Genomic DNA, 15541 nt, shown 5'->3' on the forward strand with positions numbered 1-15541 from the left:
CCATGTCTCAACTGTTTCCCCATGCCACATTGCGCGACCGCGCCCCCTATCGTTTTGATATTGTGGGTAGTTTTTTGCGTCCCGAAGCGGTCAAATTGGCGCGTAAACAATGCGTTTGCGGCGAATGCAGCCCCGCACAATTACACCAAGTGGAAGACCAAGAAATCGCCAAACTGATTGAACAGCAAAAACAAGTCGGTTTGCCAGCCGTAACCGATGGCGAATTTCGCCGCACTTGGTGGCATTTGGATTTTCTGTTTGAGCTGGTGGGTGTGGAATTGCGCGACACCGAAACATACAGCACCCATTTCAAAGCCCACATGCACCGCCCTGTAACCCTTGAAATCATTGATAAAATTCAATGGGCACACGTTCACCCCTTTTTAGACCACTACAAACGTTTGCACGAAGAAGCGGCTGGCTATCCTGTGAAATTCACGATTCCATCGCCCAGCATGTTGCATTTGATTACTTGCGTGCGCACGGCACAGCCCAAGCTGCCTGAAATTTATGCCAACAATCAAGAACAATTATTTGCCGATATTACCGCCACTTACATTGAAGCGGTACACGCATTTTACGATTTGGGTTGCCGCAATTTGCAGTTGGACGACACATCTTGGGGCGAATTTTGTTCCGAAGAAAAACGCGCCCTGTACGCATCACAAGGTGTGGACGTGGACGCGGTGGCAAAACGCTATGTGCAAATGCTCAACGACATTCGCGCCGCCGCACCGCAAGACATGGCAATCACCATGCACATTTGCCGTGGCAATTTCCGTTCAACGTGGTTTTCATCGGGCGGTTATGAGCCGATTGCGGAAATTTTGTTTGGCGGCTGCAACGTAGATGGCTTTTATTTGGAATACGACAGCGACCGCGCAGGCGATTTCAAACCCTTGCGTTTCATTAAAAATCAACAGGTTGTCTTGGGATTGGTAACGTCCAAATCGGGCGAATTGGAAGACAAGCAAGCCATCATCGCCCGCATTCAAGAAGCCGCGCAATTTGTGGACATCAACCAACTGTGTTTAAGCCCGCAATGCGGTTTCGCCTCCACCGAAGAAGGCAATGTGTTGAGCGAAGAAGAACAATGGCAAAAACTGAACTTCATTCGTGAAATTGTGGAAGAAGTTTGGGGGCAATAATCGGTGATGGAAATCAGGCTGAAACCTTTGCAAAACCTACTTTTAAACTGACGTAGGGGCGGATTTTATATCCGCCCTTTTTTCAATTTATTGATAAGAATGAAAATTTCTGCGAACCTAAACGGGGCAGATATGAAATCTGCCCCTACAAACCGAGTTTTGCAAAGGTTTCAGGCTGCCTGAAAACGTCTTGTTTCAGGCAGCCTGATTTTGTGCCATGGGGTTGTATGGCAAATCAAATCCAAAATGGAACACCATATAGGGTGCAACAAGTAAATGAATTAACCCCATTATGGTGCAAGTCGTTCTTTTAGCCAGACATTTTCGTTTTGGCGATACACAATGCGGTCGTGCAAGCGGCTGGGGCGACCTTGCCAAAATTCCACGCGCTCGGGCGCAATCACATAACCACCCCAATGTGGCGGACGCGGCACTTTAAGCGGGTGTTTCGCACCAAACATCGCGGCTCTGGCGATTAACACGTTTTTGTTTTCAATGACTTGACTTTGTTCGCTCGCCCAAGCCCCCAAACGGCTGGTGTAGGGGCGACTGGCAAAATAATCATCGGATTCGTTTTCAGGCAGCCTGAAAATGCGTCCTTCCACGCGCACTTGCCGTTCCAATTCTGCCCAAAAAAATGTCAATGCCACAAAAGGATTGGCGGCAATCGCTTGCCCCTTGCGGCTGTGATAATTGGTAAAGAAAACAAAACCTTGCTCGTTTACTTCTTTCAGCAAAACCATACGCGCTTGCGGTTTACCGTCTTCGCCCACGGTGGCGACATTCATGGCGGTGGGTTCATGCACTTGGGCAGACATGGCTTCGTTGAGCCAAAGCTGAAATTGCGCCAAAGGTTCAGGCAGGCAATCGTGTTCCGACAATTCTTTTTGGCAATATTCTTGGCGAATGGCGTGCAAATCCATCAGTTGCGCTCCGAGAGTTTGTACAATTCGTAGCTTTCTTTTTCCACCGCGTCCATAAACATGGCAGCGACATCATAAAATTTCTGTTTCATGATTTCTTGAAAACCTGTGGGGCTGGTTACGTTCACTTCGGTCAAATAATCGCCAATCACGTCCAAACCTGCCAGCAGCACGCCTTTTTCTTTCAGTTGGGGGGCAAGGCTTTCGGCAATTTCGCGGTCGCGTTTGCTCAATTCTTGCACCACGCCTTGACCGCCTGCTGCCAAATTGCCGCGTGTTTCGCCATCTTGCGGAATCCGCGCCAAAGCATAGGGGACAACTTCGCCATTAATCACCAAAATGCGTTTGTCGCCCAATACGATTTCAGGCAGGTAGCGTTGCGCCATAATGGTGCGCGTGTCGCGGTTCATCAGCGTTTCCAATATGCTGTTGATATTGGGGTCTTTTTCGCGCAGCCTGAAAATGCCCATGCCGCCCATGCCGTCCAAAGGTTTGATGATGATGTCTTGGTGTTTGGCTAAAAAATCTTTGATGTCGCTGGCGCGGGTGCTGACCAAAGTGGGGGCAGTCCATTCAGAAAATTGAAAAATCGCCAATTTTTCATTCAATTCGCGCATGGCTTGTCCGCTATTGAACACTTTTGCGCCTTGCTGTTGTGCTAATGAAAGCAAGTGGGTGGCATACAAATATTGCATATCAAAAGGCGGGTCGGTGCGCATAATCACGGCATCAAAGCGATTGAGCGCGGCTGGCACACATTGCCCAGCGTGAAACCAATGCTTGTCGCCATCGTTTTTCGCACCGATGAATTTGAAGGGCGAGACCCTTGCCGATACCACATTATTGTAAACAAACAAATTGCTGCTCAAAGCGTGATACAGCATGATGCCGCGTGATGAGGCTTCGCGCATCATGGCGTAGGTGGTGTCTTTGTGGGTTTTGAATGTGTGCAAGGGGTCGGCGATAAACAATATTTTCATGATGATTTCCGTTCAGGCTGCCTGAAACAATATGTTACAAAACATTTAGTTGGTAAACCAAATTGTCGTTTTTCACGCGCAAGAGCAAATCCACATTGGGGTGTTTGTTGGGATTGTGCAGCGCGTCTTCAACGTGTTCGGCAAACCACGTTAAGCCCTGTTCGGCAGCTTGGGTATGGAGCGTGCCGTTAAATTGTTGTGCCAAAGCGTGATACAGTTTCAGGCTGCCCAGTTTGCCTTCTACGGCAGGAATGTGATGAATCACATTGCCATTTTCATCGCAAACGTCCAAACCTTTCACATGGTCAATGCTGGGCATGCTTGCCAAATTGTCTTTAAAATTCATTTTCTTATCCTTTATGTTTAAGCCAAATACGCAATCACAACTTTGTTTTCACATTCGGCAAATTCAAAAACGGCTTTTATGCCATTGAATATCATCATCAATTCATCGCTTAAAATTTCATTGTCGGTAAAATGCGCGATGATGGCGGCAAAATCGCTTTGTCGCAATGCCGCCAATACCGTACGCACCGCCGCTTTGTTGTACAAGCCGCCTAATTGAATTTGCTGGGCTTGACGCAAAGGGTGTTCATAATCGGCTTGCAAAATCAACTGATTCAAATGATGATGAGATTCAATCAGTTGAAAAACTTTATCGGCATATTTGCCCAAATTCACGCTCACCAAAGCGTGTTCATGCACAAATTCGGTCAATTCAGCCTGCGTGTACAGCTCCCTGTTTACCAAATCGCGCTCATTGAATGCGCTAAAATGGTATTTCATGCAACCATCGGGCAAGATGATGTTTTCATCATCGTCCGAGTCGTTGGCTGCTTGATTTAATGCTTTTTCAAAACGGAAGATTTTGGCAAACATGGGATTTTTCCTGATGTCAAAATGAAGGCTGCCTGAACAAATTAAGCATGTTTTGTGCCAAAAATTTTGTCGCCCGCATCGCCCAAACCAGGAATGATGTAGCCATTTTCATTCAAATGGCTGTCCAAAGCGGCGGTGTAGATGGTTACATCGGGGTGGGCTTCATTGACCAATTTCACGCCTTCGGGCGCGGCAACCAGCACCAAAGCCTTGATGTTGCGGCAACCTTTTTGTTTGAGCATGTCAATGGTGGCAACCATAGAGCCGCCCGTTGCCAACATGGGGTCAATAATCAAGGCGGGGCGCAAGTCCATATTGTCCACCAATTTTTCAAAATAGGGGACAGGCTGCAAGGTTTCCTCATCGCGCTGCAAGCCCACCACGCTGATTTTGGCGGTGGGAATCAAATCCAACACGCCATCTAGCATACCCAAGCCTGCGCGTAAAATCGGCACAATGGTAAGCGTTTTGCCTTTAATGCGTTCGCCTTGGATTTTGCTGCCGTCCCAGCCGTCAATTTCGTGTGGCTCAATTTCAAAATCGCGCGTGGCTTCATACGCCATCAAGCGCGACAATTCTTTGGTTAAAGTGCGAAACTTGCCTGTGCTGCAATCGGCTTCGCGCATTAAACTCAATTTGTGGCGAACCAAAGGGTGTGTGATGATTTGAATGTTCATGTTTTCGTTCCGTTTTTTGATATATTGATGGGAGTTGGGGTGTTTCAGGCTGCCTGAACACGCCAAAAGTTGCCGAATTATAACATTTACAAGCCCAATTCATTCAAAAAGCGCACATCGTCTGCCCAGCCCGATTTCACTTTTACCCACACTTTTAAATACACTTTGCAATCAAACAATTTTTCCATGTCCAAACGCGCTTCGGTGGAGATTTTTTTCAGCTTTTCGCCGCCTTTGCCGATGACGATGGGTTTTTGGTTTTCTTTGTCCACCAGCACGGCGATGTAGATGTGGTTCATGCCGTTTTCTTGTTTGAATTGTTCCACTTCCACGTTCATGGCGTAGGGCAATTCTTCGCCCAAGTAGCGAAACAGTTTTTCGCGCACAATTTCCATTGCCAAAAAACGGCTGGATTTGTCGGTAATCATGTCTTCGGGGTAAAGGGGAATGCTTTCAGGCAACATGGGTTTGAGCGTGGCAAGCAAATTGGCAATGCGTAAACCGTGTTTCGCGCTGACCACTTCGCTGGCAATGAAATCAAATTCTTGTTTCACTTCATCAATAAATTGGTTGAGTGCGAATTTGTCTTTGGCTTTGTCTTTGTCAATTTTGTTCACAACCAACACGACTGGCGTGTTTTTGGGTAACTGTTTCAACACGGTGCGGTCGGCTTCGGTAAAACGCATGGCTTCAATCACGAATGCAATCACGTCCACGCCGCTCATGGCTTCGGTTACGTTCAAATTCAGGCGGTCGTTCAAGGCGTTGCGGTGGTCGGTTTGGAAACCAGGGGTGTCCACAAACACGAATTGGGCGGTGTCATCGGTGTAAATGCCTGTTACTTTGTGGCGTGTGGTTTGGGCTTTTTTGCTGGTAATGCTGATTTTTTGCCCGATTAAATGGTTCATCAGCGTGGATTTGCCCACGTTGGGGCGACCCACTATCGCAATAAAACCGCAACGATAGCCGTTTGCGGCATTTTGTTCTTGTGCCAAAAAGGTTTCTATGTCCATGTTTTTCTTTCAAAATTGATTTTTAGCTGTGCTGGATTTCATTTCAGGCTGCCTGAAACAGATTGTTCAAATATCGCAAGAACAGGCATTTCATCTAATGTAACGTCAGCGCATTCTTTGGGGCGACCGTCCCAGCGCGTCCAAGCCCAAAAACTTTGATTTTGCTGGTTAATGCTCACATCAACATATTCATTTGCGGCGTAATCACATTCGCCATGCAAATCATGTTTCAAACGTGCAGGGTTTTGGATTGTACCGTAAAATCGGGTCAAATTTTGCGCATCGTCAAAAAATAACGCTTTGAATTTAAAAAGTGAATTTTCATGTTTTGGTAAAAATGCACGCCATATGATTCTGTCTTCTTGATTGGGAACAGCAGGATAACTGGGCGGCAATTTGAATAAATGGACTTCATTGAAAACAAACGGTTTTCCGCCCACAAAAACACGCACCTGATTCGCCATTTCACAGCCTGACAAGTGTTTGTTTTGCGCTTGCCAATTTTTTTCAGGCTGCCAATTTGGGGGCGTGAAATGAATTTTGCTGTTTAAGGCACATTCATACCAATCTGTTTTAATTGGGCTTTTTAAATCAATCGGCTGCACAATCACACTCAAATTTGTGTCGCCCATACCGATTTCATCAATCATGAAATCGCCCCATTTTTGGGCTTGGGCAAATTCAATTTTGCTGATATTGTGCTTTAAATTCAAGGCTTGGGACAATGACAGTGCTTGCGGTTTTTGCCCTGTTGAGCTGAATTGGACATAGTGCAATTTGCTGCCTTTGGGGGCGACAATGCCAAAAATGGGCGTATCATCAGGCAAAACATGATAGAAATCATAACGTTTTGCCACACGGTCTCCAAAAGGGAACAAAAAGCACCCACTCATTGTGAAAGCAATAAATGAAACCAATATGCTGTTTTTTAAAATATTTTTCATAATTGTAATATTTCAGATTGCCTACCCAATTTTGGTTTTTGTTTGGAGAAAGCAACCTGAACCTTGTTTCAAAAAATCTTTGATTATTTTTACTCAAAATATCCACAGCACTCTTGACCAAAAAACGCAGCCTGAAAAATCATTGCTGTACAAAGGCTTGGATTTTTGCCAACAAAGTTTCTTCCTCCAAATCCATATTGCGCAACAAAATATTTGGGTCGCCATGCTCGGTAACGATGTCGGGAATGCCACACAGCAAAGTCGGTTTCAGGCAGCCGTGTTGCGCCATGGTTTCCAAAACCGCGCTGCCTGCACCGCCCATTTGGGCGTTTTCTTCCACGCAAACGATGTAATCGTGTGATTTTGCCAATTTCACAATCAAATCAACGTCCAAAGGTTTCACAAAACGCATATCGGCAACGCTGGCGTTCAATTTTTCCGCCACCGCCAAGCTCGGCTGTACCATGCTGCCAAAGGCGATGATGGCGATTTTTTCGCCTTGTTTGCGGATAATGCCTTTGCCCACTTCCACAGTGTTCAGGCTGCCTGAAACCGCCGCTCCGCAACCCGAACCGCGCGGATAACGCACCGCACTCGGTTGATTGAGCTGATAACACGTTGATAATAAAAGGCGACATTCATTTTCATCGCTGGGCGTGGCAATGACCATATTGGGTACGCAACGCAAAAAGCTCAAATCGTACGCCCCTGCGTGGGTGGGACCATCTGCGCCCACAATACCTGCGCGGTCTATGGCAAACATCACGGGCAAATTTTGCAATGCCACATCGTGCAAAAGCTGGTCGTAGCCGCGTTGCAAAAAGGTGGAGTAAATCGCCACCACAGGTTTGGCACCGCGACACGCCAAGCCTGCGGCAAAAGTAACCGCGTGTTGCTCGGCAATGCCCACGTCAAAATAGCGTGTGGGAAATTGCTGTTCAAATTCCACCAAGCCACTGCCTTCGCGCATGGCAGGTGTGATGGCGATGAGCCGTTCATCGGCGGCGGCTTGGTCGCACAGCCATTGTCCGAAAATTTGGGTGTAGGTGGGTTTGGGTTTGGCGGTTTCGTCTTTCAGGCTGCCTGAAACAGGGGTTTTGCCAATGGCGTGGTATTTCACGGGGTCGTTTTCCGCCAATTTGTAGCCCTGACCTTTTTTTGTGATGATGTGCAGCAGTTGAGGACCTTTGCGTTGGCGTAAATCTTTTAATACATCAATCAGTTGGGGCAGATTGTGTCCATCAATCGCGCCCGTGTATTCAAAACCAAAATTTTCAAACAGCGACAACGATTGTTTGATGTGTTCACTTTCGCTGGCGATGGCTTTGAATTTGTGTTCGGCTTTTTCGGCGATTTCTTTAACGGGTTCTTTGACAGGTGCGGGCAGTTTGTCCAACACTTTATTGGATTGCTGTTTCAATTCGTGCAACACGCCGTGCCAATCGCGCATCACGTTTCGCGCCAAATATTTGGGCAAAGCCCCCACATTGGGCGAAATGGACATTTCATTGTCGTTCAAAATCACCAATAAATTCACGTCCATATCGCCAGCGCAATTTAAGGCTTCAAAGGCTTGACCTGCCGTCATTGCGCCATCGCCAATGATTGCCACGCTGCGTGCAGGGCTGCCTGAAAGTTTGTCTGCCACCGCCATGCCCAAAGCCGCGCCAATGGACGTGGACGAATGCCCCACGCCAAAATCATCGTATTCGCTTTCGCTGCGTTTGGGAAAGCCTGCCAAGCCACCGTATTGGCGTATGGTGTCCATGCGGTTTTTGCGCCCTGTCAAAATTTTGTGGGGATAGGATTGGTGTCCCACGTCCCAAACCAAATGGTCTTCGGGGGTGTTGTAAACGTGGTGCAAGGCGATGGTCAATTCAATCACGCCCAAATTGCTGGCAAAGTGTCCGCCTGATTTGGAAACGCTGTCCAACAAAAATTCGCGCAATTCGCTGGCGAGTTGGGGCAGTTGTTCGGCAGACAGTTGGCGCAAATCGTGCGGCGTATCAATGGTGTCAAGTAATGGCGTGTTCATAAATTCAATGGGTTTTTTAATGGATAATGGGCGGAATTATAGCCTTTTGGCTGAACATTTTGGGAAATGTTTCAGGCAGCCTTCACACAAAAAAGGGATTTTGCCTTTGGAGATGGGCTTTTTCAAAAAGTCAGCCAAATACATTAAAGCTGAACGTTAGAACCTGTGTTCATAATCTCAATAGCCGCCTTGTATTCGTAAGAATGGACAAGAAAATCAAGCCATCAATCTTACGAACACAGGTTCTTATTTTTCAAATTCAATCGGTGCAATATCCCAATGTTTCAATAATTTATTTAATTGTTTGATTTTGTGGCGGCGCATGGGTTTGCCGAGCATAATGGGCGCATTCAGGGCAAAGCGCACTTCAAAAATGCCCAAATGCAGGCATTCTTGAATGTACATGGCATTGTTTTTAAAACCGATTTCGCTGGTGCTGAATGCCCCATTTTGGCGATAAATGCCATTGTCTTGCCGTGTAAAGCGGTTGGCATCGCACCACGCACGAAACAGAAAATCGGTTGGCGCATGATGGGGTACAGGCACAATCAACACAGGATAGCGCACCACAGCCGTTTTCACACCCAGCCACATCAACATCACGGCTATGCCTGCGCCCAATAATGCGCCCATTATCAACATGGGATTCATGATTTATCCTTTCAGGCAGCCATCATTTGTTTGGAAAGCGATTTTTGAGCCATTGCAAGGCTTGTTGGGCGCATTCTTGTTCGGCGGCGCGGCGGCTGGAGGCGGTGGCATGGCTGATGTAGCCCAATTCGCCCAAATCGCACGATACGTCAAAACGCGCATCGTTGCCTTCGCCTGTTTGTTGTTCAATGCGGTATTTGGGCAATGCCCATTTTTGTGCTTGTAGCCATTCTTGCAGTTGGGTTTTGGGGTCTTTTGCGCTGGTGTTGGTGTCAAGTTGGTTGATTTTTTCGGAAAAAAGTTGGCGAATGATTTTTTCGGCGGTCATGAAATCGGCATCTAAACTGATGGCGGCAAAAATGGCTTCCAGCGCATCTGCCAAAATGGAGGCGCGGTCGTGTCCGCCACTTTTGAGTTCGCCCACGCCCAAAAGCAGGGCATCGCCAATGTTTAATTGACGGGCGATTTCTGCCAAGGTGCTTTCTTTCACAAGCTGGGCGCGTAGGGGCGATAAGCGACCTTCGGGCAGCTTGGGAAAGGTTTCGTAGAGCATTTTGGCGATGACGTAATCCAAAATGCTGTCGCCAATGAATTCAAGGCGTTCGTAGTTTTGTGGGCTGTGGCTGCGGTGGGTGAGTGCCTGTTTGAGCAAATCGGGATTGCTAAACCGATGATTAAGCTGATTTTGCAAGCGGCGGCGTGCGTTGATGTGTTGTTGATTGAGCGACATAATGGTGGGTTGGATTTGGATAAAAATAAATGAATTATAATGAAAAATGGTGTTTCAGGCTGCCTTACAGTACACGACATTTTTTGATATTGCCACAAACCTGACCCCTCCCCCTATGTAAGGGGGAGGGCTGGGGTGGGGGTTAGAAACGCAAAAAGCCACCCCCACCCTAACCCTCCCCCGCCAGCAGGGGAGGGGACAGGTTGTAGACAGCCTGAAAGATTTTTGTCGTGTACTGAAAGGCTGCCTGAAAGCCCATTCACAATGTGATTTTTGTTTCCACTTTATTGAAATCCATCACAAATTGGCTTTTGAAGGCGCGAACGTTGTTATCGGAAGTCAAAATGCGGCGCGTAAATTGATGATAATTCGCCATATTTTCGGCATGAACCAGCAGCAAATAATCGTATTCGCCCGAAATTTCATAGCAACTGACCACATCATTTTCCCTATCCAAACTGCGAACGAATTTGTCCAGCAACATGGGGTTTTGGCTTTCCACTTCCACCGCCACAAACACGCTCAAACTGCGCCCCACCGCAAGCGGATTGACCAACACCACTTGTTTTAAAATCACGCCATTGTCTTGCATTTGGCGGATTCTGCGCTGGCAGGTGGCGGGCGATGAATGCACTTTTTCGGCAATTTCTGCCAAGGGGGTGGTGGCATCGTCTTGCAACAGGTTCAAGATTTGGCGGTCAAGTTTGTCTAATGGGTGTGGGTTCATGTTTTGATAATGGCGTTCAAAAAAAGCTGTTTTTAGAAAAAAAATTTCATTTTGGGGCAAAATCAGCAAAAGTTTATCACGAGAACATTTTAAAATGGCGATTTTCTTTTTCAGGCAGCCTGAAACCATGAACACTTCCCTACAAAAAGGCATGATTGCCGCGATTGCTTCCAATATTTTGTTTGCCGTTTTGTATTTATACAGTGGCTGGCTCAAACCGATGACAGGCACCGATGTGTTTGCGTGGCGCATGATAACCATGTGGTTTGGTTTGTGTTTGCTGGTGTGGGTGCTGGGCGGTGGGCGCGAAGTGGGCAAATTTCTGTTGAGCCTGCGTGGGCAACCGAAAAAATGGCTGTTGGTGGTGTTGCCTACGCCTTTGTTTGCGTTTCAGTTGTGGCTGTTTATGTATGCGCCTGTGAATGGTATGGGGGTGGACACGGCAATGGGGTATTTTCTGTTTCCTTTGGTGTTGGCTTTGGGGGGAAGGCTTTGTTTTAAAACAAAATTGAATCATTGGCAGATGGGTGCGTTGGCGTTGGCAGCCTGTGCGGTGGCGCATGAATTGTGGCAAACCCGTGCGGTGGCGTGGAGCATGTGGGCGGTGTGTTTGGGTTATCCGCCATATTATTTGTTGCGCCGCCATGCGAATGTGCCTGCGCTCACGGGTTTGCTGATTGATTTGACCTTGATTGCGCCCTGCGCAGTGGCATATTTGTGGTGGACGGGCGGATTTGGGCAAGTGGCGAATTGGTCGGCAAAATATTTTGTGTTGGTGCCGATGTTGGGTTTGACCAGCGCGGTGGCATTGGGTTTGAATTTGCAAGCGAATCGGGATTTGCCTGTGCCATTGTTCAGCATTTTGAGTTATTTGGAACCTGTGTTGCTGTTTGGCGTGGCGTGGCTGATTTTGGGGGCGGAAGTGTCGGCAAAATCGCTGCCGACTTACGGTTTGATTGTGTTGGCGTTGGCATTGAGCATTTTGGACGGCTGCCTGAAAATGCGGCGTGAACGGCAAATTCAGGCACAAACGGTGTTGGCGAAATAGGTTTTCAGGTTTGGGGTAAAACGGTAAATTTCTTCCAAAAAAAGACAAAATTCATTACAATGACCATGCAATCAATATGCAAATAAGGGGTAAATGATGACAAGCAGCAATTTTAATGTTCGCATTGACGATGATTTACGCGCCGAAGCCACGCAAATTTTGGCAAGTTACGGGCTTTCGCCAACACAAGCGATTAAATTGTTTTTCAATCAAGTGGTGGCAACGCGCAAAGTGCCATTGTCGTTTGATTATCACGCGACAGAGCCGCAACCAACGGCAAAAGTTTTGCAAATCATTGAACAAAATCAGTTGGAGCAATCACAAGGAAAATCAAGTAAATATGCCAATTTTGATGACATGATGACGGATTTGTCCCAATGAATGCGCCACGCGAAATTGAGATTTTCAACTCGTTTAAACGCAATGCCAAAAAGCATTTTGAACATCTGATTAGTGCGGAATGGGGCGAAGTGATTGGCTGTTTGGTTAATCGCACCCCATTGCCCGAAAAATACCGCGACCATGCTTTAACAGGCAGCCTGAAAGGTTTTCGTGATTGTCATGTGAAAAATGATTTGGTTTTGCTTTACAAAATTTCCGATGATGACAATACGCTGGAATTGCATTATTTGGACACGCATTCGGAAGTATTTGGCAATGCCAATCGCAAATGATGTTGAATGATAAACCTTTATTTTATGCAATGATGAATTTTTGATTATGGGAAATCAATGTCGGCTCGGAGAGCCGACCGACGCTTACTGAGATACCTTAAATACAATCTGTATCCCACCGCCCACAATATCGCCGTTAAAATCAAACCATAAAACCAAGCAGCCATTTGATTCATCAAACCACCGTATTGCACATCAATCGGTACAATTTCTTGATTTTCAATGCGATAGTGGTAAATATAAGGGTCAGCAGGGCTATCGGCGTAACTGATTAAGCGATAAGTTTGTTCGGGTGTGATGTCAAAGTAATATTTGTAATTAAACCAACCATTTCCATCATCAGGTACGGGTGTGTGGCACAAAACATCTTCACCTTTTTTGTAATCTTGCAAACTTTGCGATTGGATTTTGCCATCAACCAACACACAGAATCGGAAAAATTCAGTTTGGGTAACGGGGCGACTTTTGAGTGGCATTTGCCATTCGCTTATTGTCGCCATACCCCACCAAATCAGGATAAATAAAATCAATTTAATGATTTTAAACAATATTTTCTTCATTAAAATCATGCATTTTTCCTTTCAGGCTGCCTGAAACATCATTTATCCTGTAAATCGTCCAATTCGGGATAAAAACGGTAAATTTCTTCCAAAATCGTCATTTGTGTTTCACCAATCAAAACGCCAATGTTTCGGTGTAATTGGGCGCGGAATTCGGGCGGTAATGTGTCAAATTCGGGTAAAAATAAAATGGAAGACAAATGTTCTATGGATTTTAAAGCGTGGGTTTGCATTTCAATGGCAAAATTTTTATCCATGATTTATCCCTTTTAAACAATGTATTACTGATATGGTATAGTCAGTTAAAATAAGAATAGGACACTAACGTATCAGTAAAATGCCTTCCACTAGGTAAAATGGCTCGCATATATCTCTTGATGTTTGCCCATGTCCGTTCTATGGGATTAAGCTCTGGTGAATAAGGTGCAAGCGGCAAGATTTTATGCCCCCATTTGTGCGCCATTTCACGCAAAATACCCATACGATGAAATCGTGCATTATCCAAAATAATGACAGATTTTTTATTTAAAATAGGCAATAAACATTGCTCAAACCATGTTTCAAAAAAAGCACTGGTCATTGTGTTTTGATAAATCATAGGGGCAATCAGTTTGTTGCCGACTTGTGCGGCAACAAGCGATAAGCGTTGGTACTTTTTACCACTGATTTGGGCTTTGATGACCTGCCCCTTTGGGCTACGCGCATAAGGACGAAATAAGTAAGTATCAAATCCCGTTTCATCCAAATAAACACGCTGATAGTCAAAAAATTCAGCCAGTTGATTTAAATAATCTTTTACTTTATTTGGGTCTTGTTCTTTGTATGTGGTGGTCTTTTTTTACGCGTGATACCCATTCTTTTGAGTGCATAAAAAATGGCTGATTTTGAACAATTAAAATGTTCAGCTATTTCATGCAAATAAGCATCAGGGTGTTGTTGTATATGTTCAGCCAATTTTTGGCTGTTCAATTTATTGGCATTTTGCCCCTTTACTTGATGATTTAAGCTGCCTGTTTGCGCTTTCAAGCGTATCCATAGGTAAAGCGTATTTCTGGATATTTGGTAAGCTTGGGCGACTTTACTGATATTTTTGCATTGTTCATAATAGCTTAATGCTTTATTTCGCAGTTCTGTTGAATGTGCCATTTTTTAATCCTAAAAATTAGGGTATTGTACTATTTTATTTTGAATTGACTATACAACAAATTGTACCCCACATTTTACCGTCCGCTAGGGCGTTCAGGCTGCCTGAAACACCTAGCGGTGGGCAAAACAATCAATCCCCCATTTCCGCCAACAATTCCGCCTGATGTTCGGCAATCAGCGCGGACGTGATTTCTTCCATATCGCCGTCCATCACAAAATCCAGCTTGTGCAAAGTCAAATTGATGCGGTGGTCGGTAACGCGCCCTTGTGGGTAATTGTAGGTGCGAATGCGCTCGCTGCGGTCGCCACTGCCAATCAGGGATTTGCGTTCGGCGGCTTCTTTGGCTTGGGCTTCGCGTTTTTGCATGTCGTTCAAACGGGCGGCTAACACTTTCATGGCTTGGGCTTTGTTGGCGTGTTGGCTGCGTCCGTCTTGGCATTCCACCACCATGCCTGTGGGCAAATGGGTAATGCGAACGGCAGAATCCGTTTTGTTGATGTGCTGACCGCCTGCACCACTGGCGCGGAAAGTGTCTATGCGTAAATCATTGGCGTTTAACTGGATTTCTTCCAATTCGTCTGCTTCGGGCATCACGGCAACGGTGCAAGCCGATGTGTGAATGCGCCCTTGGCTTTCTGTTGCGGGTACGCGCTGAACGCGGTGTCCGCCGCTTTCAAATTTCAATTTGCCATACGCGCCCACGCCTGCCAAGCGCACGATGACTTCCTTGTAGCCGCCCAAATCGCTTTCGCTGGCGGAGACGATTTCGGTTTGCCAGCGATGGCGTTCGGCATAGCGCACATACATACGCAACAAATCGCCTGCAAACAAAGCCGCTTCATCGCCGCCTGTGCCTGCGCGAATTTCAATGAAAATGTTTTTGTCATTGTCTGCGTCTTTGGGCAGGAGCAATTTTTGTAATTCAAAATCAAGGGTTTCAATTTTGTCTTTGGCTGCCTGAATTTCTTCGGCGGCAAAATCTTTCATATCGGGGTCGGACAACATGTCTTGCGCGTCCGCCAAATCGCTTTGTGCCAAACGGTATGCCTGATACGTCTCCACAATGGGCGTGAGTTCCGAATGTTCTTGGTTGAGTTTGCGGTAATTTTCCATATCAGACACGGCTTCGGGCGAACCCAAAAGCGCGGTAACTTCTTCTAATCGTTCGGATAAAATCTGTAATTTATTGAGAATACTGGGTTTCATGGTTTACATTCACGTTCAGGCTGCCTGAAAGTATGGGCAACAATATTGGGGCTACCACCAATCTGTTCCCTCCCCCGCAAGCAGGGGAGGGGATAGGTTTGTGGCAATTTTCAGGCAGCCTGAAACAAAATAAAAAGTTGAAAAATGGCGCAAATTATACGCGAAAACCGCTTTTCAGGCAGCCTGAACCCCATTTTGC

General features: G+C 46.2%; 19 protein-coding genes. 4 read left to right on the plus strand and 15 right to left on the minus strand.

What is annotated here, in order from left to right:
- The first annotated feature begins 2 nt into the window (after positions 1-2).
- Complete coding sequence (locus tag H3L97_RS05575; RefSeq protein WP_097114108.1) at positions 3-1148, plus strand: 5-methyltetrahydropteroyltriglutamate--homocysteine S-methyltransferase; 1146 nt, start codon at positions 3-5, stop codon at positions 1146-1148.
- A 290-nt stretch (positions 1149-1438) separates the two neighbouring features.
- Here H3L97_RS05575 and pdxH read toward each other — a convergent pair whose 3' ends face one another.
- The 11 genes from pdxH to H3L97_RS05630 all read right to left on the minus strand — a co-directional run bounded on the left by pdxH (position 1439) and on the right by H3L97_RS05630 (position 10707).
- On the minus strand, positions 1439-2071 hold the full coding sequence (gene pdxH / locus H3L97_RS05580) for a pyridoxamine 5'-phosphate oxidase (protein ID WP_097114107.1): 633 nt from the start codon (positions 2069-2071) through the stop codon (positions 1439-1441).
- Positions 2071-3051 (minus strand): glutathione synthase, encoded by a 981-nt coding sequence (gene gshB / locus H3L97_RS05585; RefSeq protein WP_097114106.1) that lies wholly within the window; start codon positions 3049-3051, stop codon positions 2071-2073. The genes pdxH and gshB overlap by 1 nt, the downstream gene beginning before the upstream one ends.
- 34 nt (positions 3052-3085) lie before the next feature.
- On the minus strand, positions 3086-3397 hold the full coding sequence (locus H3L97_RS05590; protein WP_097114105.1) for a DUF2322 family protein: 312 nt from the start codon (positions 3395-3397) through the stop codon (positions 3086-3088).
- 17 nt (positions 3398-3414) lie between these two features.
- On the minus strand, positions 3415-3930 hold the full coding sequence (locus H3L97_RS05595; RefSeq protein ID WP_097114104.1) for a hypothetical protein: 516 nt from the start codon (positions 3928-3930) through the stop codon (positions 3415-3417).
- Positions 3931-3971: 41 nt separating this feature from the next.
- A complete protein-coding gene (upp, locus tag H3L97_RS05600) occupies positions 3972-4607 on the minus strand; it encodes a uracil phosphoribosyltransferase (protein ID WP_097114103.1) in 636 nt (211 codons plus the stop codon).
- An 86-nt stretch (positions 4608-4693) separates the two neighbouring features.
- A complete protein-coding gene (era, locus tag H3L97_RS05605; RefSeq protein WP_097114102.1) occupies positions 4694-5620 on the minus strand; it encodes a GTPase Era in 927 nt (308 codons plus the stop codon).
- A 38-nt stretch (positions 5621-5658) separates the two neighbouring features.
- Entirely contained in the window at positions 5659-6477 is an 819-nt protein-coding gene (locus H3L97_RS05610) for a hypothetical protein (RefSeq protein WP_143269126.1), read from the minus strand.
- Positions 6478-6703: 226 nt separating this feature from the next.
- Positions 6704-8599 carry a 1-deoxy-D-xylulose-5-phosphate synthase gene (gene dxs / locus H3L97_RS05615; protein ID WP_097114100.1) on the minus strand — a complete coding sequence of 632 codons (1896 nt, stop codon included), beginning with the start codon at positions 8597-8599 and terminating at the stop codon, positions 6704-6706.
- 246 nt (positions 8600-8845) lie between these two features.
- On the minus strand, positions 8846-9250 hold the full coding sequence (locus H3L97_RS05620; protein WP_097114099.1) for a hypothetical protein: 405 nt from the start codon (positions 9248-9250) through the stop codon (positions 8846-8848).
- A 22-nt stretch (positions 9251-9272) separates the two neighbouring features.
- The gene (gene rnc / locus H3L97_RS05625; RefSeq protein ID WP_097114098.1) at positions 9273-9980 is read right to left on the minus strand and encodes a ribonuclease III; all 708 of its coding nucleotides are present in this window, start codon (positions 9978-9980) and stop codon (positions 9273-9275) included.
- A 259-nt stretch (positions 9981-10239) separates the two neighbouring features.
- Positions 10240-10707 (minus strand): Lrp/AsnC family transcriptional regulator, encoded by a 468-nt coding sequence (locus H3L97_RS05630; RefSeq protein WP_097114195.1) that lies wholly within the window; start codon positions 10705-10707, stop codon positions 10240-10242.
- A gap of 94 nt (positions 10708-10801) precedes the next feature.
- Here H3L97_RS05630 and H3L97_RS05635 point away from each other — a divergent pair, with 94 nt between their 5' ends.
- From H3L97_RS05635 to H3L97_RS05645, 3 genes are all read left to right on the plus strand, one after another.
- Positions 10802-11755, plus strand: a complete 954-nt coding sequence (locus H3L97_RS05635) for an EamA family transporter (RefSeq protein ID WP_224446382.1) — start codon at positions 10802-10804, stop codon at positions 11753-11755.
- Positions 11756-11848: 93 nt separating this feature from the next.
- On the plus strand, positions 11849-12136 hold the full coding sequence (locus tag H3L97_RS05640) for a type II toxin-antitoxin system RelB/DinJ family antitoxin (protein WP_224446381.1): 288 nt from the start codon (positions 11849-11851) through the stop codon (positions 12134-12136).
- Positions 12133-12429 (plus strand): type II toxin-antitoxin system YafQ family toxin, encoded by a 297-nt coding sequence (locus H3L97_RS05645; protein ID WP_097114095.1) that lies wholly within the window; start codon positions 12133-12135, stop codon positions 12427-12429. Before H3L97_RS05640 ends, H3L97_RS05645 begins: the two co-directional genes overlap by 4 nt.
- Positions 12430-12473: 44 nt before the next feature.
- Here H3L97_RS05645 and H3L97_RS05650 read toward each other — a convergent pair whose 3' ends face one another.
- The 4 genes from H3L97_RS05650 to prfA form a co-directional block, all read right to left on the minus strand.
- Positions 12474-12998 (minus strand): hypothetical protein, encoded by a 525-nt coding sequence (locus tag H3L97_RS05650; protein WP_097114094.1) that lies wholly within the window; start codon positions 12996-12998, stop codon positions 12474-12476.
- Between the two features lie 29 nt (positions 12999-13027).
- A complete protein-coding gene (locus H3L97_RS05655) occupies positions 13028-13246 on the minus strand; it encodes a hypothetical protein (RefSeq protein ID WP_097114093.1) in 219 nt (72 codons plus the stop codon).
- A gap of 41 nt (positions 13247-13287) precedes the next feature.
- Positions 13288-14135, minus strand: a protein-coding gene (locus H3L97_RS05660; RefSeq protein WP_182073065.1) for an IS630 family transposase whose coding sequence is annotated in 2 segments (ribosomal slippage) — positions 13288-13820 and positions 13820-14135 — 849 coding nt in all. Because the reading frame shifts where the segments join, the coding sequence is not laid out codon by codon here.
- A gap of 130 nt (positions 14136-14265) precedes the next feature.
- Positions 14266-15342 (minus strand): peptide chain release factor 1, encoded by a 1077-nt coding sequence (gene prfA / locus H3L97_RS05665; RefSeq protein ID WP_097114994.1) that lies wholly within the window; start codon positions 15340-15342, stop codon positions 14266-14268.
- Positions 15343-15541: the final 199 nt, after the last annotated feature.

It is taken from the genome of Alysiella filiformis (assembly GCF_014054525.1).
GTDB lineage: Bacteria > Pseudomonadota > Gammaproteobacteria > Burkholderiales > Neisseriaceae > Simonsiella > Simonsiella filiformis.

Excerpts from the sequence above, each read along its gene's own strand:
- H3L97_RS05645 (WP_097114095.1), top strand. The coding sequence starts at position 12,133 with ATGAATGCGCCACGCGAAATTGAGATTTTCAACTCGTTTAAACGCAAT.
- pdxH (WP_097114107.1), bottom strand. The coding sequence starts at position 2,071 with ATGGATTTGCACGCCATTCGCCAAGAATATTGCCAAAAAGAATTGTCG.
- H3L97_RS05635 (WP_224446382.1), top strand. The coding sequence starts at position 10,802 with ATGGCGATTTTCTTTTTCAGGCAGCCTGAAACCATGAACACTTCCCTA.
- prfA (WP_097114994.1), bottom strand. The coding sequence starts at position 15,342 with ATGAAACCCAGTATTCTCAATAAATTACAGATTTTATCCGAACGATTA.
- H3L97_RS05630 (WP_097114195.1), bottom strand. The coding sequence starts at position 10,707 with ATGAACCCACACCCATTAGACAAACTTGACCGCCAAATCTTGAACCTG.
- H3L97_RS05595 (WP_097114104.1), bottom strand. The coding sequence starts at position 3,930 with ATGTTTGCCAAAATCTTCCGTTTTGAAAAAGCATTAAATCAAGCAGCC.
- H3L97_RS05590 (WP_097114105.1), bottom strand. The coding sequence starts at position 3,397 with ATGAATTTTAAAGACAATTTGGCAAGCATGCCCAGCATTGACCATGTG.
- dxs (WP_097114100.1), bottom strand. The coding sequence starts at position 8,599 with ATGAACACGCCATTACTTGACACCATTGATACGCCGCACGATTTGCGC.
- rnc (WP_097114098.1), bottom strand. The coding sequence starts at position 9,980 with ATGTCGCTCAATCAACAACACATCAACGCACGCCGCCGCTTGCAAAAT.
- H3L97_RS05640 (WP_224446381.1), top strand. The coding sequence starts at position 11,849 with ATGATGACAAGCAGCAATTTTAATGTTCGCATTGACGATGATTTACGC.
- H3L97_RS05575 (WP_097114108.1), top strand. The coding sequence starts at position 3 with ATGTCTCAACTGTTTCCCCATGCCACATTGCGCGACCGCGCCCCCTAT.
- upp (WP_097114103.1), bottom strand. The coding sequence starts at position 4,607 with ATGAACATTCAAATCATCACACACCCTTTGGTTCGCCACAAATTGAGT.
- era (WP_097114102.1), bottom strand. The coding sequence starts at position 5,620 with ATGGACATAGAAACCTTTTTGGCACAAGAACAAAATGCCGCAAACGGC.
- H3L97_RS05620 (WP_097114099.1), bottom strand. The coding sequence starts at position 9,250 with ATGAATCCCATGTTGATAATGGGCGCATTATTGGGCGCAGGCATAGCC.
- H3L97_RS05655 (WP_097114093.1), bottom strand. The coding sequence starts at position 13,246 with ATGGATAAAAATTTTGCCATTGAAATGCAAACCCACGCTTTAAAATCC.
- gshB (WP_097114106.1), bottom strand. The coding sequence starts at position 3,051 with ATGAAAATATTGTTTATCGCCGACCCCTTGCACACATTCAAAACCCAC.
- H3L97_RS05650 (WP_097114094.1), bottom strand. The coding sequence starts at position 12,998 with ATGATTTTAATGAAGAAAATATTGTTTAAAATCATTAAATTGATTTTA.